This window comes from Salinimicrobium profundisediminis (assembly GCF_026241755.1).
Taxonomy (GTDB): Bacteria; Bacteroidota; Bacteroidia; order Flavobacteriales; family Flavobacteriaceae; genus Salinimicrobium; species Salinimicrobium profundisediminis.
The window spans coordinates 36,768-55,550 of the sequence record NZ_JAPJDA010000023.1 but is presented as its reverse complement, the minus strand read 5'-3'; the positions used below and the strand labels follow the sequence as shown (position 1 = coordinate 55,550).

Genomic DNA, 18,783 nt, shown 5'->3' with positions numbered 1-18,783 from the left:
CCAGAACTTTGGAAATTGAATACTTCAAAAAGAAATTCAGAAAATTTTACATCCAGGCTTTTTCGGTCACCTCGATCTTGTAAATCAAATAGTTAAGAATAGGCTGCACCTCCTCCTTTTTCACCATGGGAAAATCAACATCTCCACCTGCAGAATGGAAAGTAAGGTTTACCAAACCTCTCTTTTTGTACCATAAAGGTTGTGAAACTGAAACTGCCTGTAACCTAAAAACTTCAAGGTATTCTTCCTTCTGCACCCAAACTCCCGAATATCTTATTAAAAACTCTTCTGAAATTCCCAGCTGTAGCCTTCTAAAGTAGTAGAAGTTATAAATACAAAGGAGCACAACATATGCTGAAGCTATACCCACAACCCAGCTAAGCATAACAAGTTGGGCATAAAAAAATAAAAATCCCGATAGAATGACCAAAGGAATTAATCCACGGGAGATCCTTCTAATCAATAAATATTTACTCGGTTTAACTCTAAAATTCTCCCGTATTTCAGTCTGGTAAAAATAATTTTTGACCTGCTGCACCACTTTAGGCGGCAAACCGGCGATTTTCACCTGATTCTTTTCAAGATCATTCTCACTACTGGCAAGAGAGATCTTTACCTGAAACAGATCCATTTTCTTCTGAATAGGATTTGTGAGCACTTGCAGCAATTGAATTCTGCTGGCCTTTAAATTAACCTTTGTATTGTTACGCAGCCCCATTTCAACCTGTAGGGTGTCCTTATACTTCTGCAAATGAAGTCCAAAATATTTTACAACTGTCTCCCCAACCGTTAACAGCATCCCCACCAGCAATAGAAAAATAATGAAGAGGTATTTACCCTGAGAAAAATACACCTGCGGTTCCTGAAGCTGCGCCGCAAGTTCATCGTTAAACATGAATTGCTCCCTTAGAGTAAAATAAAAAGCCACTATGATACCAACCCCACGAAGATAGTTGGAGGTAAGCCCTAATTTTACAAGCGTCCATAATTGAACTTTATGCTCCCATTGAGGTACAGCCTTTGCTGTAGTTGCAGGTATTTTTTCAGGGTCTTCTTCAACTTCTACGGAAGTTTCAGCACGTTCCTCTTCGGCACGTGCCATGAGTTTTTCGGCCAGGAGATTAGCTTTCTCTTCAGATAGTGCTTTAATCTCGACCTCCTTGTCCTGGCTTCCTGCTGTTTCTACAACCACACTGTACACGCCAATGATGCGTTGCAGAATATTCCTTCGGAAATTTACCTGCTGAATCTTCTCAAAGGGAATATTAATAACGTCAGATGAAAAAACCCCTTTTTGAAGCACAAACTCCTGATTCTTCTCGTCAAGATGAAACTTAAAATTCAGGAAATAAAGGATACTGTAGCCAAGACTTAGCAACAGCACCAGCATAAGTGCCGCACCGCCAAAAAACAGCATTCGCTGATCTACTTCTTTAAAGGCAAAATAAAAAACCAGCACCCACAAGTTTCTCCCTATATGGTAAAGAGAGGTCGCAAAGATCAATACCAGCCCCACGCCAGATTGCCGTTGTGGCTCCGAAAAATAATAATCAGGCATGGTTATAAATTCTTCCTGAAATTTCCTCTTTTAGAGAGGTAGCTGTTTCAGGTTTTATTCCGGGAACACTCACATCGCTACCCGATCCTCCAGCGGTGAATACTTTTAAAGAAGAAATATTCAGAATCTTATCAAGAAAAGACCGCTCTACAGTCACATGCTGAATTCTATTAAAAGGAACTACTGTGGTTTTTTCAAACAAAAAGCCGCGTTTAAAAATTATATCCTGTTCCCGCAAGGCATAACCGCTCTTCTTAACATACATCACGTTGTTAAAAATAGACCATCCAAAAAGGAGGACCAGCAGGATTGCGGCCCAGAAAAGATAAGTATGAAATTGAGCAGATAAAAAAGTATACCCCAGGAACAATCCCACAGCAAAGAACATAAAGGAGATGCTGGTACCCACCTGCAACTTCACAAGATATTTTTTTGAAATGGGATGCAGCTTCACCTCCTCAACTCTGGGAAGGGAAGCTACTTCCAACTCAAAATTTGAAAATTCTGAAGAGGCTACGGGATCCATTTTTTATCAAAATTAGGTTTTCTTTTTTCCAGAAAAGCGTTTCTACCTTCTTTGGCCTCATCGGTCATATAAGCAAGACGGGTAGCTTCTCCGGCAAACACCTGTTGCCCTACCATGCCATCGTCGGTAAGGTTCATGGCAAACTTCAGCATCTTTATTGAGGTAGGAGATTTAGCCAGGATCTCCTGTGCCCATTCATAAGCCGTATCTTCCAGTTCTTCATGCGGAATAACTGCATTCACCATTCCCATTTCATAAGCCTCCTGTGCCGAATAATTCCTTCCTAAAAAGAAGATTTCGCGTGCCTTCTTTTGTCCAACCATTTTGGCAAGGTAAGCCGATCCATATCCGCCATCAAAACTGGTAACATCGGCATCGGTTTGCTTAAAGATCGCGTGCTCCTTACTTGCAAGGGTAAGGTCACAAACTACGTGCAGGCTGTGCCCTCCTCCCACGGCCCAACCCGGCACAACCGCAATCACAGCTTTTGGCATAAACCGAATTAACCTTTGTACTTCAAGAATATTCAGACGGTGCATTCCATCTTCTCCCACATATCCCTGATGTCCACGGGCTTTTTGATCTCCCCCGCTGCAAAAGCTGTAAACGCCATCTTTTGGGGAAGGCCCTTCCGCAGAAAGCAGCACCACTCCTATTGAAGTATCTTCCTGGGCATCATAAAAAGCATCATAGAGCTCACTGGTAGTTTTAGGACGAAAGGCATTGCGAACCTCGGGACGGTTAAACGCAATACGTGCCACGCCGTTGCACTTTTGGTAGGTGATATCTTCGTATTCCTTTGCTGTTTTATAATCTGGTTTGGTCATAGTGATCTAATTTTACTCAAAAATAAGGCTTTTATATTTTCCTTGGGGAATAAAACCTGCCGCAAGAAAAGCTTTATCTTTCGGAACAATGAAAAATTTGTACGATTTTTGCTTAGTTAGTATCAAATAGGTAACATGAATAAAATCCTAACCCTTCTTACTTTGATCATTTTTGGTGTAAGTGGCTATTCCCAGGAATTGAATTCTTCAGGTACAAATCCTTTTCCCCAATTTGATCAGGCTAATTTCCCTGCGCCTGAAGAAGTATTTATCAACTACACCAGAATACAGCCAGGGCTTTCTGTTCCTGTAAACCATTTCCCCGAAAATCGATTTTCATTAAAAGAAATCAGTTTTAATAAAAAAGTACAGAAGAGGCAGGTGAATCTTATCTCCATGATGGAAAAAGAACGCTATGCAAAAGAAGCGGCTTTAGTTGAAATGGAATCTCCGGCACCTACCATAAGCCAGGGTGAAAAGGCCCTTATAGAGGTTACCAATGACATCAGGGTACACGACCGAAGTTCTAATTATGACATTTTTAGCGGACAAAAGAAAATACCGGCTTATGAAGAAATGCGGTCACCAATATTACAAAGCCCTTACCGCTCCCGTTCAGGCGTAAGAGCTTATGTCTCTCCTTATTACTCTCCTTTTTTAAGGTAGATCCCGTTGTCTTTAATATCAACCTTCCTTTGCTTGTAAAGATTACCAAGGGCACGTTTAAAGCTTTTTTTGCTCATTTGCACCTCTTTTTCAATCTCTGTGGGCGAAGATTTGTCGGTCAATGCTAAAAAACCACCTTTTATTTCAATAAGGTTTAGCAGTTCCTGCGCATTAGGTTCAATACTGCGGTAGCCGGGACGCTGCAAAGTAATATCTATCTTTCCGTCGGGCCGGGTTTTTTTCACATATCCATTAAGCCTGTCGCCAACGTGCAATTTTTGAAAAACTTCATCCTTGTACAGCAAGCCCTTGTGTATCTCGTTCACAATCACATTCCATCCCAATTCAGTAGGATTAGCGATAATGAGCTCTACCTCTTCAAAAGGTTTAATTGTGAGTTCAGAATTATCAAGAAAGGCATCCAGTTTACTCGACCCAGCCAATCTTTCGGTAAGCTCATCAAGATAGCAGAAAATGAGATAGCGCTCACCCTGCCGCATTTTAACTGCCTGCTCTTTAAAAGGCACAAAAAGGTGTTTTTCGAGGCCCCAATCCATAAAAGCTCCAATCTCGCTCACCTCCACACATTTTAACAACCCGAATTCATCAAGCTTCACAAAAGGTTTAAGCGTAGTTGCCACCGGTCTTTCTTCATGATCCAGATAGACAAAAACGGTGATTTCATCTCCTATTTCAAAAGTTTCTGGTTTGTATTTGTTAGGCAACAGTACCTCGTTCCCTTCATCATCCTTTAAAAAAAGGCCAGGTTCCGTATCGCGATCTATCTTAAGGGTGTGGTATTCTCCAATGGCAAGCATAAAATAATTTTTGGCAAAGTTACTTATAATAAACGGCTATTTCACGAAGCTAAAATATTCCAGCAACACTTCGTCATTAACCTTTCGAGGCGTGAAAATTTCCAGGACCTTCGGCTGGTCTGAGGTGTCAAAAAAGGCATTTAAGCGCTCCTTTATTTCTTCGGAAGTTTGGGCTTGTGAATATTCAAATCCGTAGAGGTCACAAATAGGTTTCGCATTGAGTTGATGAACGGTTTCAAAATATTTTTCGAAGGTCTCAGTATTCTTATCTCCCGGAAGTATCCTGAAGATCCCGCCCCCACCGTTATTTAAGATGATTATCCTAAAGTTCTTCGGAATATAATTGTTCCACAGCGCATTGCTGTCATAAAAAAAGCTGAGGTCTCCTGTGATCATCAAAACCGGTGCTTCTGAAACTATTGCAGCTCCCACCGCAGTTGAAGTACTGCCGTCAATCCCGCTGGTCCCGCGGTTACAGTATATTTTTAGGCTCTCTTTCCACCTGAAGAGCTGTGCATACCTGATTGTAGAGCTGTTTGCCAGCTGTACAATGCTATTTTCGGGCACGGCAGGGCAAATAAGCTGCATGGCCTTAAGATCAGAATATGGGATCCTGCCCATATAATCTTCATGTTTTACCTTTCTTCTGCTTCGCACCTCCTGCCAGTATTCGGCATAATTGCTTTCAGAAATTTCTGTGAGCGGAAAAAACTGGTTAAAAAATGAATTTACTGAAGTCTCGAAATGCTTGTTCAGGCAAAAGAAGGTGTTATATGCCTTTTTTGGATCTACATGCCAGTGATGTTTCGGCTGATAGTTCCGCAGGAAAGCCTTGATCTTTTTTGAGACGATCATTCCGCCGAAAGTGAGCAGGATTTCAGGCTGCAGGTTATCAAAAAGCTTTTCCCTGTCTTCATCCTTTTCAATGGGGCCAATAATGGTATCAATGCGAGTAAAGAATTTCTCCTGCTGCACATTTGAAGTGGTTTCAGTAAATACAATTACTGAAGGATCATTTGCCAGCCTATCGAGAAATTGCTGCTCTACTAAATTTGGGGAAGACACGCCTACAATCACCATTTTTCTCGCTGCCTTGTTCCAAAGATCGGCATAAGCCTGCAGTTGATTTTGAGAGTATGTTCTTTCAATGATCTCCGGTAGAATTTGGATGGGATCCACCTCTACGTCTTCTACCGTCTCATAAAGCGGCTCATAAAATGGAACGTTGATATGCACCGGACCTTTTTCTTCTATGGCTTTATTCAGTGCCAGGTTGATCTCCCGCTCGTTGTGCTTCCGACTCTCAAACTGCTTCTGCTGAAGTTTCTTGTCTTTCGCCTCATTTTCCAGCACTAATTCTGAATATAAATTAGCCGAATATAAAATATGGTTCTCGAAAACGTTCTTTTGGCGAATTGTTTGTCCGTCGCCAATGTCAATGCGCTCTACAGGCCTGTCGGCAGAGATCACCACCAATGGAATGTCGCTGTAAAAAGCCTCTGCCACCGCCGGATAATAATTGAGCAAAGCCGAACCCGAGGTGCAAACCACAGCAACAGGTTTTTGCAGCTGCTGGGCCATGCCAACAGCTACAAAAGCAGCACAGCGCTCATCTACCACGCTATAAGTCTTTATGTTTGGGTGATGGGCAAAGCCCGTGGTAAGCGGCGCATTTCTAGAGCCGGGAGAGATCACCACATGATGGATTCCTTTGGCTTCGCAAAGCGCAACAATTGATCTTGCAACAGGTATTTTGGGGTATTTCATTTATCTTGTTTTCCTCCACGACCCAATTTAGACCTCACAGGTTTTTAAAACCTGTGAGGTCTGGTGAGGAGATAGGTTCCTTTTATTTCAACAACACTTTCTTCATGGTCTCTGCCTTATTCACCGTTTCCTGCCATTCATCTTCGGGCACAGAGTCTTTGGTTATGCCACCACCAATAAAAAGTACAGCTTTATTATCTTCTATTTTCATGCAACGCAAATTCACAAAGAGATTAGTTTCTTTCTTCACTGCACGATAGGCCAGGTTCTCTACATTCCTTCTGGTTCTACTTCGCTGCACATTTTTCTGCAAATTCAGCTCTCCAAGGAATCCGGTATAGAATTCCCGATCGTAATTTTCTTCTGAAAGAATAAAAGATTTAGCCTTTTCCTTTGGAAGACCACATACCGCCGGGGTTGGATGCAGGGCAGAGATAATATTCCCATATCCGGTAGAGACGTTCCGCGGAACGTCTGTACTGACAAGTGTTCCATTAATATCGGTTTGCAAATGCAGCAAATTACCCGCCTTTGATGTGTAAAGTTCAGATCTTTCCAGATCTTCTACACCCGAAGCCTTCAGGTTTTCCACAATAGAATCGGTAACAAATTGCTGCTCCTGCTTTTCCTTTTCGCCCCATTCCACATCTGTTGTTCCATGATATTTCTGAGTTCCTGCGAGGGCCATGGTTTTAAACCGGCGACCTTCAACTTTTAACAGTGTTTCGGGCGTTGCACCAAGCCAGCAGCCTATTTTTGGATGATACCAGCAGTATACAAAGGCTGTTGCATAGGTTTTCAGCAGTTCCTTAAATAGCTGCAGCCTGTTTTGCTCCTTCAGCTCTACTTCTTCCCTTCGTGAAAGCACAACTTTATCCATTTCTCCTGCCCTCAATACAGAAACTGCTTTCCTCACCAGCTCAATATGACCTAACTTTTTTTCTTCTGAAATTTGCCCTTTTTGAGAGGTTAGTACAGCTGTACCTTCTTCAGAAACCACCTGCTCAAAATGGAGTTTTTCCGAAGTATTTTCAGCAAAAAGAATTGCTTTTTCTGAAGTGTCAAAAGGGGCAAAAACAAAGCCGCTTTCGGTGAAATTTTCGGTGTAATTCAACTCGTCATCCTGCTGCAAAAAAGCAGTGACAGTTGCCCGGTCACCAGTTAGTATCGGCTTTCGATAAGCTACAAATGGCAATGCGCTCTCGAATTGCTCCTCCAGCTTTTGAAAAAATTCAGCTTCAGGCATTACTTTTCTTTTTCGGGAGGGTGATGGTGGTCAGTTTCACTACAGAAATGAGATTTTCAGCTTCATCTGTGATCCTGATATTCCAAAGTTGCGTGGTGCGGCCTTTGTGCAGGTAAGTCGCTTTGGCAAAAACGTAACCTTCAGAAACACTTTTTAGGTGATTGGCAGAGATCTCTATACCGCGAACAATAAAATCGTTAGTATCTAAAAAAACATAACTGGCAAGGCTGCCCACGCTTTCGGCCAGGGCAACAGAGGCACCACCGTGCAGCACCCCGTCGGGCTGGTGAACCTTTGAAGTGACGGGCATTCGCGCAATGAGGTAGTCTTCTCCTACTTCAGTGAATTCTATATCAAGGGTTTCCATGAGCGTATTTTTCGAAACTTTTTTCGATAGCTCCAGAATTTCCTCATTGGTCATAACAAATAGATTGGTTTCTTTGTAAAAGTACAAAACCACCGGAAAATGATGAACGAAAAGCAAGTTTCTTACCAAACGGTCAATACCTACAGCACCCTGAATGAACAAACCGAAAAAACAGAAAATGTTTGGGTGGTCTTCCACGGCATTGGGTACCTAAGTAAATATTTCCTGAAGTATTTTAGGCATCTCAACCAGGAAAAGAACTACATCATTGCTCCACAGGCACCGTCAAAATATTACCTCAACGGCAAATACGAACACGTTGGCGCCTCCTGGGCCACGCGGGAAAACACGCAGCAGGAGATTCAAAATGCGCTCGCATACCTGGATGAAGTTTATGAAAATGAAGGTCTCAAAAATGCCAAAAATCTCGTGTTCTTCGGCTACTCACAAGGTGTCTCTGTCGTAACCCGCTGGATGGCCCAAAGACAAATAAAGCCCTCTATGCTTATTCTGAATTCCGGCAGGATCCCTTCGGAATTAAAGCCCTCCGATTTTGCCTTTTTTGAGGGGCAGGTGAAATTTGTTTATGGAACTGAAGATCCTTTTATAGACAAAGACTTTTTAGCTTCGGAAGAAATGCGGATAAAAGAATTATTCCCGAAAAATTTAAAGTTCGTTCCTTTTAACGGCGGACATGAAGTGAACCAGCAGGTGATAATTAAACTTGCAGGGGAATAAGTTTTAGAGAGACAAGACCGCTGCGCTGCTAGAGGCTAGAGCCAAGACTTTTGAAAATAGCCGTTATCCTGAATTCATTTCAGGATCCAGAAAAAAGCTGAAACTCCCGATGCTTCACGACAACCTGACGTAATTATGAAGAGGGCTATTTCACCTCGGGCGGATTCGAGAAGTAGCGATAGGGCAGGATTAAAGAAAACCAGAAGGTTATGACTTTGCTCAACCAGGCAATGATCTTCTACAATGATTTGCAAAAACAAGAAGCTGTTTCATTCATTTGAGGCAGTCAATTTTTTTGTCGTTTTAGGCTTCTCAGTCCTTTTAATTCAGAAGTGTTTTATCGAATTTAAATACTGATTATCAGTTAAATGAGCTTTGAATTTAAAGTCTACAACTTACTGCTGATACCGGAAAAAGTAGAATTAGAGTTTAGATTACATGCCCTGGTACAAAATATTAGAAAGAAGGGTGCTTAAAGATCACTCTCCTTTTTTTTTTACAAAGAAAAATTCCAAAACCTGACTTAAAACTATTGCAAAACAAAAACCGTCTCATTCTGGTAAATGAGACGATTTCCTTACTTTTTAAAGTAATTCCAAAAGTTATTTTGTACTTACTTCTTCATTACTCTCTACTGTAGCAAGATATCTTTCGGCATCAAGTGCAGCCATACATCCTGTACCTGCAGCAGTAATTGCCTGGCGGTATTCTTTATCCTGCACGTCGCCCGATGCGAATACACCCGGTATATTTGTTTTAGTACTTTTCCCGCTGGTAATCAGGTACCCGGTACTGTCCATATCCAGTTGTCCCTTAAATATTTCGGTGTTTGGTTTGTGCCCAATAGCGATAAAAAGTCCGGTGATCTTGATCTCCTCTTTTTCACCTGTTTTATTATTTACTATTCGAAGGCCTTCAACCACCTGCTCTCCCAGTACCTCATCAACTTCAGAATTGAATTTTACCTCCAGGTTTTTGGTATTGAAAACCCTGTGCTGCATAGCTTTTGAAGCACGAAGTTCGTCCTTTCTTACCAGCATAGTCACTTTGGTGCAAATATTGGCAAGATAAGTAGCTTCTTCGGCTGCAGTATCTCCTCCTCCAACAATTGCAACTTCCTGGTTTTTGTAAAAGAATCCGTCACAAACAGCACAAGCCGATACACCGCCGCCTCTTAAACGCTGCTCACTTGGAAGCCCTAAGTACTTTGCCGTAGCCCCTGTTGAAATAATCACAGTCTCTGCTTCAACCCAGGTTGAATTGTCAACACACACCTGGTGCACTCCACCTTTTTCTTTGCTAAACTGCACTTCGGTCACCATCCCTATACGCACCTGGGTACCAAACCTTTCGGCTTGTTTCTGGAGGTCTATCATCATCGCAGGACCGTCAATCCCCTCGGGGTAGCCAGGAAAATTATCAACTTCGGTAGTGGTAGTTAACTGCCCGCCGGGTTCCATCCCTGTGTACATTACGGGGTGAAGATCTGCCCTCGCAGCATATATGGCCGCGGTATAACCCGCAGGACCCGAACCTATTATAAGACATTTGATTCTCTCTCTGGTTTCATTCATGATATAAAAATTTCTTGATGTAAAAGTAGTAACTTTAAAAGAAACCTGGAATTTTAAACATACAGATTTGTTATACAGCAATAACTTATGCCATTGATAAGCCGTTTTAGAAGCTCCCGCTATTACCATACCTTTGTGGTATGATCGAACTGTCCTTCTTTAATATCCTGGACCTTTTAGGAACTGTTGCCTTCGCAATCTCGGGTGCACTTTCGGCAATGAACCGCCGGCTTGATCTCTTCGGAATTTTTATCATCGCATTTGTAACGGCTATTGGTGGAGGTACCATAAGAGACATCCTTATAGGCAGCACCCCGGTTACCTGGATGGAAAATACGATCTACATCTACCTTATAGGTTTAGTAACCATACTGGCTATAATCTTCAGAAAAAAACTGGACCACCTCAAAAAATCTCTTTTCCTCTTTGATTCTATAGGCTTGGGAATCTTTACAATAACAGGAGTTGAATTGGGTATACAAAACAACCTCAACCCAATTATCTCCATTACCCTGGGAACAATGACAGGAACTTTTGGTGGCGTTGTAAGAGACATTTTATGTAACGAGATCCCGGTGATCTTTAGAAAAGAGATCTACGCTACCGCCTGTATTGTAGGAGGCCTCGCTTTTATCTTTTTCTATGAATTGGGAATGGCGCAAGATGTGATTTACATCATTACTTCGGTCACCGTGATAGTAATAAGGCTGCTGGCGGTAAAGTTTCATATCTCCCTTCCTTCGTTTTACCTGTCCCAGGAAAATACCCTTCAAAAATAGCATTTTTGACACCTCATTTTTAACAGGAAAAGATTTACAGGAATTACCTGTATTTTATGTAACGATTTCATTTTCAGAAAGTCTTTAAGGTAAACATCAAAATCCCCCGAAGAAATTTGATTACTAACTTTAAAGATATGTGCTATGAAACGTTTTAAATTATTACTGCTGACTTTAATAATTAGTGTAAGCACTGTTATTTATGCTGAAGGATCTAAAAAGATCTACGACCTCAACAGCCTTTCTGCCGAAATTGAGCATATACTTCGGGATGCCAATCAAAATCTTGAAGAAGGACATTCTATCACTGTCTTCTTTTCTGTTTCTGAAGACAAAAGCATTCAATATGTTAGTGTTGCAGTCGAAAAGCCTGAAATCTGCAATTTACTTCGGAAAAAACTGCAATTTAAGAAGCTTGACGGTATAAAATGGCGCGAAGGCATGATCTACGAGCTTTCTATTTCCGGAAGATCACCTGTTGCCTGCCTCAACTATTAATGCGGCAGCTTCTTCCGAAGTAATCCGTAAAGAAAAGCACCCCCCACGGCGCCAAGAAGCACCACTATGACTGAGACATAACCTGCACCTATAAGCGTGTAGATGGGCCCGGGACAGGCACCGGCCAAAGCCCAGCCAAGTCCAAAAATAATACCTCCAAAAAAGTACTTTTTGAAGCCTCTTTCTTTAGAGGCTATTTTTATGGGATCTCCAAAAAAGGATCTTAGGTTCTTCCTTTTGATAATTTGTACTCCAATAATTCCTAAAATTAATGCCGAACCAATGATGCCGTACATGTGAAATGAATCAAACCTGAACATTTCATAGATACGAAACCAGGAAGCAGCTTCAGATTTGTACATCACAATCCCAAAAAAGATCCCTATCAATATATATCCTACTGTTCTTCTCATCTTAGAAAATTATTGGGAATAATAAATGAACCATTACAAGGCCACCAATAAAAAAACCAATTACGGCAATCAATGAAGGCAGCTGCAGGTTGCTTAAACCAGAAATAGCATGACCCGAAGTGCAACCGGCGGCATAACGGGCTCCAAAACCTATCAATACTCCACCCACTAACAGGATCATAATTGACTGAAAATTACCCAGAGCTTCAAGGCTAAAAAGCCTCTCCGGGAGATAAGCTTCCCCGGAACTCATAAAACCTAGTTCTTGCAGATTTAATACGGTTTCTTCAGAAATATTCACCGCATTGCCGTTTGACAGCAAATGCGCCCCTATAAACCCTCCAATTGCTGCTCCCACGATTACCAGCAGGTTCCAGCGGCTGGCTTTCCAGTCTACATTGAAATAATCTGACTTCTTACCTGCCCCGCAAATGGTACACATGGTTTCAAGATTGGAAGACATTCCAAATTTCTTACCCATAAAAATAAGCAGGAACATTACTAACGCTATTAAAGGCCCCGCTACATACCACGGCCAGGGTTCAAGGATCATTTCCATATAAAAAATTTTAGGCAAAGATAAGGCTTCCCATACTCACCCCTAGCAAATCATTAGAAAACCTGATACCGGGATTACTTCAGGAAATCTTTTACATTTTGCAGTACTTTTTCCGAAAGTCTTTTCTGGGTTTCGGCAGCCCAGCCCGCACTTTTATCTGCCGTTATTACCCGCGGCAGATTTTCAGTTTCTGCTGAAAGTTCCTTCTTCCCATCCCCGTCAAAAATGGCAAAATTCCCTTCCTTTTTTATCCAGTCCTGAAATGCTGATTCTTCAAAAGGGAGACCAAGAGAAGTATTGATGAGGATCTTTCCGGTGCCAAAAATGTCAAATTCGGCACTGCTTAGAAGTAGCGTATTTCGCGGAAGGTGAAAGGAAATGACATCTACCGTCTGTAACAAATCCTGCAAAGGCAGGTAACTTATCCCATTTTCAAGATCTTTTTTGCGGGTACGGCTGTAATAAAAAAGTTTTGGCCCAAAGGGTTTGAGACATTTGGCCAGCAGTTGCCCTGTCACGCCAAATCCAATAATTCCAATTTTTTTACCGGTCAATTCCACAGGCATTTCCTGCCATTGTTGTTTACCAAGGCCGTGAAATAACCTTATCAGTTCCGACACTATGAATTCGGCCACGCCGGGATCTCCGTAATCCTTTATCCCGGTAACTCTTACCCCTTTACTGCGGGCAAAGTTCACTGCGACATTAGCCGATTCGTCATCGTATAAACTACAGGCCATGCCGATATATTTAAGGTTTGGAGATTGCCTGATCACTACCTCCGGAATTTTAGTTTTCCAGGAAACAAGAACAGCATCAGCATCTCCAATCCGCTGCAGAAGTTCTTCATTAGAATCGGGAACATTATTGTGTACTTCAATCTTCTCTTCACTCAATTCCTGAAGCTCTTCCATGGCCCAGGGTTCAAGTTTAGTATAATCGACACAAACGATCTTTTCAAATTTCATATTGAATATTGACTATTGTATATTGAAAAACTAGAGCGGGATATTGCCATGTTTACGGTCTATGCGCAGCACTTCCTTATTTTCGAGCATACTAAAAGCCTTCAGTAATTTTCTACGCGTGTCTTTTGGCTTGATAACTTCATCAATAAATCCGCGTTGAGCCGCTTTAAAAGGATTTGCAAATTTCTCTGCATATTCCTTTTCTTTTTCTGAAAGTTTTAGTTCGGGGTCTTCCGCAGCTTTAATCTCTTTTCTAAAGATGATCTCACTGGCACCTTTTGCGCCCATCACGGCAATTTCGGCGGTAGGCCAGGCAAAATTAAGATCGGCCCCAATATGCTTGGAGTTCATCACATCATAAGCGCCACCGTAGGCTTTTCGGGTAATTACAGTTACTCTTGGAACAGTAGCCTCACTTAAAGCGTAAAGCAGTTTTGCGCCGTGAAGAATGATCCCGTTCCACTCCTGGTCTGTTCCCGGCAGGAAGCCCGGCACATCAACAAGAACGAGTAAAGGAATATTAAAGCAGTCGCAGAAACGTGTAAACCTCGCCGCTTTCCTGGAAGACTCCACATCCAGGACACCAGCAAGGCTCATTGGCTGATTGGCAACAATCCCAATGCTCCTGCCTCCCAGTCTTGCAAAGCCCACAATGATATTGTCGGCATAATCTTTATGGATCTCAAAAAAGGTATTTTCATCTATTATTCCCTGAATCACCTCATGCATATCATAAGGCTTATTCGAGCTATCGGGCACTATAGATTCGAGCTCTTCACGCACCTCATCACCAAATTCATAAGGCAGTTTTTCAGGGCAATCCTTATTATTTTGAGGCATATAACTCAGCAGCTTTTTTATGTCTTCCAAACAGCTAATATCATTTGCCGCAGTACGGTGTGTCACCCCGCTTTTAGTAGAATGCGTACTCGCGCCTCCCAATTCTTCGGAAGTCACTTCTTCATTGGTTACCGTCTTCACCACATTGGGCCCGGTAACGAACATATAACTGGTATCCTGAACCATCAGCGTAAAATCGGTCATGGCAGGGGAATAAACTGCACCGCCAGCACAGGGACCCATAATTGCCGAAATTTGCGGAATAACTCCTGAAGCCTGTACGTTTCTGTAAAAGATATCTGCATAACCTCCCAAAGATTTCACACCTTCCTGAATCCTCGCCCCACCGGAATCGTTAAGGCCAATAACAGGAGCCCCCACTTTCATCGCGTGGTCCATAACTTTACAGATCTTTTCGGCGTGGGTTTCAGACAGGGACCCTCCAAACACGGTAAAATCCTGTGCAAAAACATAGACAAGCCTGCCGTTTATAGTTCCGTAACCGGTCACCACCCCGTCGCCGTAATACTGCTGCTCCTCCATCCCAAAATCGGTAGTACGATGTGTTACCAGGATACCAATTTCTTCAAAGGAACCTTCATCAAGTAAATAATCTACACGCTCACGGGCTGTAAGTTTCTTTTGTTCATGTTGTTTTGCTATTCTTTTCTCGCCACCGCCCTTAAGAGCTTCGGCCATTTTCTCTTCCAGCTTTTTTGTATTGTCGCTCATAAAATTCTGCTTCTGGTTTTACTTGTTGGGTAATCTCAATTTCTCCCTGTCCTGTAAATACTGTTTTAATGCAACTAATGCAGCCAATTCGGCTTCGTTACGGGTCTGGGATTCCAGCTTTTCTGCGGAATAATATTTCTTTACAAAATGAGTATCAAAATTTCCACTTCGGAAGGCTTCGTGCTCAAACACAAATTTTCCGAAGGGAAGCGTAGTACTCACTCCTCTTACTTCATAGTTGTTTATCGCCTGAAGCATTCGCTCAATAGCTTCCTCACGGGTCTTTCCGTAGGTAATAAGTTTTGCCAGCATAGGATCGTAATAAATAGGCACTTCCATACCTTCTTCAAAACCATCATCAAGCCTCACTCCCTCTCCAGACGGGGTCTTGTATTTCTCGAGCACCCCCACACTGGGCATGAAATCTTCGAGCGGATCTTCAGCATAGACCCGCAGCTCTAAAGCATGACCCGAAATTTTTAGATCCTGTTGGGAAAAAGCCAAAGCTTCTCCCCGGGCAATCTTAATTTGCTGCTCAACCAGATCTATCCCGGTGATCAATTCGGTTACAGGATGTTCTACCTGCAGGCGGGTATTCATTTCCAGGAAATAAAAATTTCTGTTCTCATCCATGAGGAATTCTACTGTCCCCGCACCTACATAATCACAGGCTTTAGCCACTTTGACTGCAGCTTCTCCCATTTTTTGACGCAAATCTTCATCAAGGATAACTGAAGGAGCTTCCTCTACCACTTTTTGATGGCGTCTTTGAATACTGCATTCGCGTTCAAACAGGTGCAGAAAATTTCCATGAGTATCGGAGAGGATCTGTATCTCGATGTGCCGCGGACTACCCACATATTTCTCAATAAAAACAGAACCATCTCCAAAAGCCGATTCTGCCTCACTTATTGCCCGCTTCATCTGGTCTTCAAGATCTTTCTCTTCCTCCACCACGCGCATACCTTTTCCGCCACCTCCGGCCGAAGCTTTGATCAAGATTGGAAATCCAATTTCAGCGGCAATTTTTTTGGCTTTTTCGGGGTCTGTGATGGCTTTATCGATACCCGGAACCATGGGAATACCGTAATCTTTTACGGCATCTTTTGCAGCCAGTTTGCTGCCCATAACCCTGATTGCTTTAGAACCCGGGCCAATCCATGTAAGGTCATTTTGCTCCACTTTTTCGGCAAAACCGGCATTCTCACTTAAAAAGCCGTAGCCGGGATGGATCCCGTCAACCCCAAGATCTTTTGCGACTTCAATAATTTTATCCCCACGCAGGTAAGATTCATTTGAAGAAGCTTCCCCTATACATACTGCCTCATCTGCAAATTTTACGTGAGGTGCGTTACGGTCAACCGTAGAGAATACTGCGACAGTTTTTATTCCCATTTTTCGGGCCGTCTTCATAATTCTAAGGGCAATTTCGCCCCTATTGGCTATAAGTATCTTTTTCATTCTGATTTTTTAATTTGGAAATTGGTGCTTGAAAACCGGAACTTATGTTTTACTCCATTTCAATAAGCAACTGGTTTTTATCTACCGTTTGCCCTTTTTCGACCGTAACTGTTTTTACCACTCCGTCGCGTGGCGCAGTCAGGGTATTTTCCATTTTCATAGCTTCAAGAACTAAAAGGTAATCTCCTTCCTTTACCTCATCCCCTGCCTTTACCTGTACATCCAGGATCATTCCGGGCATAGGTGCTTTAATATCATTGATTACCTGTGCGGCGGCCAGGCTCAATCCCATATCTTCAATGAGCAGATCGAGTTCATTGAAAATTTTCACCTCGTAGGGTGAAGAATTGACTTTGACAGTGTAAGAACGATCTAAAAAATCGGATTTTTGAAGACCGGTTGTGAATGATCGATGGTTGTGGAGCACGTGGCCAGGCCCGTCATTATTCTCCTGTAGATCAAGAGCTTCTATTTGTTCCCGGGTAAACTCGAATTCCATGCTCCCGTTTACCTTTACTTTATATTTTTCTTCCATTTATGCGTTTTTTATGCGCTTTTTGGTAAATATAAAAAATAATAATCCGGGAATTTTAGGAAATTTTGAATTATAGGCAAAAAAAAAAGCCACACAAAGGTGACTTTTTCCACTCAATATTTCAAGCCTCATTACCTGAAAAGTTCCTGAATATCCTGTGGCACTGGCATGGGCTGTAAAGGGGGGACATTAGCTCCTCCCGTATTTCCCAAAGGAATTTTACCCACAAAAGATTTTACACCTCCAATAAGCAGCCGGGGCAATTGTCCCAGTACTTCTTTAGCATCTTTTATACCTATACCAAACTTTAGCATAAGCCAATGTGCATAAGAATGTTCCCAGGGATAAGCCTGCCCAATGATATGCGCCCGCTCAAGATGGTGCCATGCATGGATAAAATCCCCCTGCCGCAAAGCCTGTTTATACTGAACAAGTTCGCGCAGGTAGAAATATTTAATCCGCTTCGGAATTTTAGTATAAAACTTCATCTTTGAAGATTAACTGAATTTCTTAATGTCTTCACTTAGGTCAAAAACCCTGGTCTTCGGAAAATGGTTCTCAATAATACTGCTCCCTGCCGAAGATCTATACCCACCGGCACAGTGCACTACTATAGGCTTATCTGCAGGAATTTCATTAGAACGCTCCCTTAGTTCATTAAGAGGAATGCTAATAGCACTTTTAAAGATCTTTCCCTGGGCTACCTCACTATCATTCCGGATATCTACAATGTTGTATTTTTCCTGATTATTTTTGAAATCTTCCAAATCGAAACTATCTGAACTTTCCAATAAATTACGTGAAAGGCTTACCACGCCTCTCACCTGCTTTTCATAGCCTATTTTAGCAGTTCGCTCCAGGATTTCGCCTACCTGTTCAACGCTGTCTACCACAAGGTAAAAAGGTTCTTCCGGTTTAACGATAGCCCCCAGCCAGGTTTCAAACTTGTCATTTTCACTACGGGCCATAATATTAATGCTGTTCGGTAAATGCCCTTTTTTAAAGGTGTCGGCATCGCGTACATCAACAACAGTGATCCCTTCTTCCACTTTATCTACCAAAAGCTGAAGCTTAACAGCGGCCTTTGTCTGCTGTACATTTTCGGCTCCGGTTTTGTTTACATCTACATTAAATCCGAAGTAATGCGGAATAAATGGCTGATCCTGCAAAATGGTTTCCACGAACTTTTCTTCTGTTTGCTCCTGAAATGCCCAGTTGTACTTACGTTCGTTTTCAAGGGTACTGCTGGAATCTGTGCTCATATTCTTTCCGCAGAGCGATCCTGCGCCATGAGCGGGATAAACCAATGCCTCGCCCGGCAGATCATTGTATTTGTTTTGAATAGTGTGGTACATGGCCTTTGCAAGCTCTACCCTTTTCGCAGTCATGTTTCCCACTTTTTCCCTAAGATCGGGCCTGCCAACATCACCTATAAACAAGGTATCACCAGTAAATAAAGCAGTTTTCTCATTAGCTTCAGCAACAATAGTGATACTATCGGGGGAATGTCCCGGGGTATTTATTGCTTTAAAAGTTACCTGCCCCATTTGAAGCGACTCTCCTTCATCAAAAGCTTTATGTTCATAATCGGCACCAAGAAGTTTACTTACATAAATAGTAGCACCTGTTTGTTCGTGGATCTGGCAATGACTACTAACAAAATCGGCATGGGGGTGGGTTTCAAAAACTGCCACAATTTGTGCATTTTCCTCTTCAGCATATCGATAATACTGTAAAGGATTTCTACTGGGATCAACCAACGCCATCTTCCCATCACTTACTATGGCATAGGAGTAGTGTGCAAGGGGACTATCTTTAAATTGTTTGATTTTCATGATGTATATTTTAAATTCTTCAGCTACGGGTATACCCCATAAAAAGCCAGGACAAAAATACCCTTTTTTGGCAGGA

General features: G+C 42.2%; 20 protein-coding genes. 4 read left to right on the top strand and 16 right to left on the bottom strand.

What is annotated here, in order from left to right:
- Positions 1 to 46: 46 nt before the first annotated feature.
- Genes OQ279_RS13885 through OQ279_RS13875 form a run of 3 tightly spaced genes read right to left on the bottom strand, consistent with a single transcriptional unit; the run spans position 47 to position 2,911 of the window.
- The gene (locus tag OQ279_RS13885) at positions 47 to 1,558 is read right to left on the bottom strand and encodes a PH domain-containing protein (protein WP_266070590.1); all 1,512 of its coding nucleotides are present in this window, start codon (positions 1,556 to 1,558) and stop codon (positions 47 to 49) included.
- Positions 1,551 to 2,084 carry a PH domain-containing protein gene (locus OQ279_RS13880; protein ID WP_266070589.1) on the bottom strand — a complete coding sequence of 178 codons (534 nt, stop codon included), beginning with the start codon at positions 2,082 to 2,084 and terminating at the stop codon, positions 1,551 to 1,553. The genes OQ279_RS13885 and OQ279_RS13880 overlap by 8 nt, the downstream gene beginning before the upstream one ends.
- Entirely contained in the window at positions 2,072 to 2,911 is an 840-nt protein-coding gene (locus OQ279_RS13875) for a 1,4-dihydroxy-2-naphthoyl-CoA synthase (protein ID WP_266070588.1), read from the bottom strand. The genes OQ279_RS13880 and OQ279_RS13875 overlap by 13 nt, the downstream gene beginning before the upstream one ends.
- A gap of 135 nt (positions 2,912 to 3,046) precedes the next feature.
- Here OQ279_RS13875 and OQ279_RS13870 point away from each other — a divergent pair, with 135 nt between their 5' ends.
- The gene (locus OQ279_RS13870; protein WP_266070587.1) at positions 3,047 to 3,577 is read left to right on the top strand and encodes a hypothetical protein; all 531 of its coding nucleotides are present in this window, start codon (positions 3,047 to 3,049) and stop codon (positions 3,575 to 3,577) included.
- Here the strand turns inward: OQ279_RS13870 and OQ279_RS13865 are convergent.
- From OQ279_RS13865 to OQ279_RS13850, 4 genes are all read right to left on the bottom strand, one after another.
- Positions 3,556 to 4,395, bottom strand: coding sequence for a CvfB family protein (locus OQ279_RS13865; protein WP_266070586.1), 840 nt, complete (start codon positions 4,393 to 4,395; stop codon positions 3,556 to 3,558). The genes OQ279_RS13870 and OQ279_RS13865 overlap by 22 nt on opposite strands.
- A 36-nt stretch (positions 4,396 to 4,431) precedes the next feature.
- Positions 4,432 to 6,162, bottom strand: coding sequence for a 2-succinyl-5-enolpyruvyl-6-hydroxy-3-cyclohexene-1-carboxylic-acid synthase (menD, locus tag OQ279_RS13860; RefSeq protein WP_266070585.1), 1,731 nt, complete (start codon positions 6,160 to 6,162; stop codon positions 4,432 to 4,434).
- A gap of 82 nt (positions 6,163 to 6,244) precedes the next feature.
- Positions 6,245 to 7,408: a chorismate-binding protein gene (locus OQ279_RS13855; protein ID WP_266070584.1), complete on the bottom strand. Its 1,164-nt coding sequence runs from the start codon at positions 7,406 to 7,408 to the stop codon at positions 6,245 to 6,247.
- Positions 7,401 to 7,829 (bottom strand): PaaI family thioesterase, encoded by a 429-nt coding sequence (locus OQ279_RS13850; protein WP_266070583.1) that lies wholly within the window; start codon positions 7,827 to 7,829, stop codon positions 7,401 to 7,403. The genes OQ279_RS13855 and OQ279_RS13850 overlap by 8 nt, the downstream gene beginning before the upstream one ends.
- A 45-nt stretch (positions 7,830 to 7,874) precedes the next feature.
- Here OQ279_RS13850 and OQ279_RS13845 point away from each other — a divergent pair, with 45 nt between their 5' ends.
- A complete protein-coding gene (locus OQ279_RS13845) occupies positions 7,875 to 8,513 on the top strand; it encodes an alpha/beta hydrolase (protein ID WP_266070582.1) in 639 nt (212 codons plus the stop codon).
- 602 nt (positions 8,514 to 9,115) lie between these two features.
- On the opposite strand, the gene trxB is transcribed toward OQ279_RS13845, so the two are convergent.
- A complete protein-coding gene (trxB, locus tag OQ279_RS13840; RefSeq protein ID WP_266070581.1) occupies positions 9,116 to 10,087 on the bottom strand; it encodes a thioredoxin-disulfide reductase in 972 nt (323 codons plus the stop codon).
- A gap of 140 nt (positions 10,088 to 10,227) precedes the next feature.
- Here trxB and OQ279_RS13835 point away from each other — a divergent pair, with 140 nt between their 5' ends.
- Together OQ279_RS13835 and OQ279_RS13830 are read left to right on the top strand one after the other, a co-directional pair.
- Complete coding sequence (locus tag OQ279_RS13835; RefSeq protein ID WP_266070580.1) at positions 10,228 to 10,866, top strand: trimeric intracellular cation channel family protein; 639 nt, start codon at positions 10,228 to 10,230, stop codon at positions 10,864 to 10,866.
- A gap of 144 nt (positions 10,867 to 11,010) precedes the next feature.
- Positions 11,011 to 11,364 (top strand): hypothetical protein, encoded by a 354-nt coding sequence (locus tag OQ279_RS13830; protein ID WP_266070579.1) that lies wholly within the window; start codon positions 11,011 to 11,013, stop codon positions 11,362 to 11,364.
- On the opposite strand, the gene OQ279_RS13825 is transcribed toward OQ279_RS13830, so the two are convergent.
- The 8 genes from OQ279_RS13825 to OQ279_RS13790 form a co-directional block, all read right to left on the bottom strand.
- Positions 11,361 to 11,777, bottom strand: a complete 417-nt coding sequence (locus OQ279_RS13825) for a DUF6691 family protein (protein ID WP_266070578.1) — start codon at positions 11,775 to 11,777, stop codon at positions 11,361 to 11,363. The two genes, OQ279_RS13830 and OQ279_RS13825, sit on opposite strands and share 4 nt — an antisense overlap.
- Before the next feature lies 1 nt (position 11,778).
- A complete protein-coding gene (locus OQ279_RS13820; protein WP_266070576.1) occupies positions 11,779 to 12,336 on the bottom strand; it encodes a YeeE/YedE family protein in 558 nt (185 codons plus the stop codon).
- A 74-nt stretch (positions 12,337 to 12,410) separates the two neighbouring features.
- On the bottom strand, positions 12,411 to 13,304 hold the full coding sequence (locus tag OQ279_RS13815; RefSeq protein ID WP_266070575.1) for an NAD(P)-dependent oxidoreductase: 894 nt from the start codon (positions 13,302 to 13,304) through the stop codon (positions 12,411 to 12,413).
- Between the two features lie 30 nt (positions 13,305 to 13,334).
- Complete coding sequence (locus tag OQ279_RS13810; protein ID WP_266070574.1) at positions 13,335 to 14,876, bottom strand: acyl-CoA carboxylase subunit beta; 1,542 nt, start codon at positions 14,874 to 14,876, stop codon at positions 13,335 to 13,337.
- Positions 14,877 to 14,894: 18 nt separating this feature from the next.
- Complete coding sequence (accC, locus tag OQ279_RS13805) at positions 14,895 to 16,337, bottom strand: acetyl-CoA carboxylase biotin carboxylase subunit (RefSeq protein ID WP_266070573.1); 1,443 nt, start codon at positions 16,335 to 16,337, stop codon at positions 14,895 to 14,897.
- A 49-nt stretch (positions 16,338 to 16,386) separates the two neighbouring features.
- Complete coding sequence (locus OQ279_RS13800) at positions 16,387 to 16,872, bottom strand: acyl-CoA carboxylase biotin carboxyl carrier protein subunit (RefSeq protein WP_266070572.1); 486 nt, start codon at positions 16,870 to 16,872, stop codon at positions 16,387 to 16,389.
- 131 nt (positions 16,873 to 17,003) lie between these two features.
- Positions 17,004 to 17,360: a DUF3703 domain-containing protein gene (locus OQ279_RS13795; protein WP_266070571.1), complete on the bottom strand. Its 357-nt coding sequence runs from the start codon at positions 17,358 to 17,360 to the stop codon at positions 17,004 to 17,006.
- Between the two features lie 9 nt (positions 17,361 to 17,369).
- A complete protein-coding gene (locus OQ279_RS13790) occupies positions 17,370 to 18,707 on the bottom strand; it encodes an MBL fold metallo-hydrolase (protein WP_266070569.1) in 1,338 nt (445 codons plus the stop codon).
- Between the last annotated feature and the right edge of the window lie 76 nt (positions 18,708 to 18,783).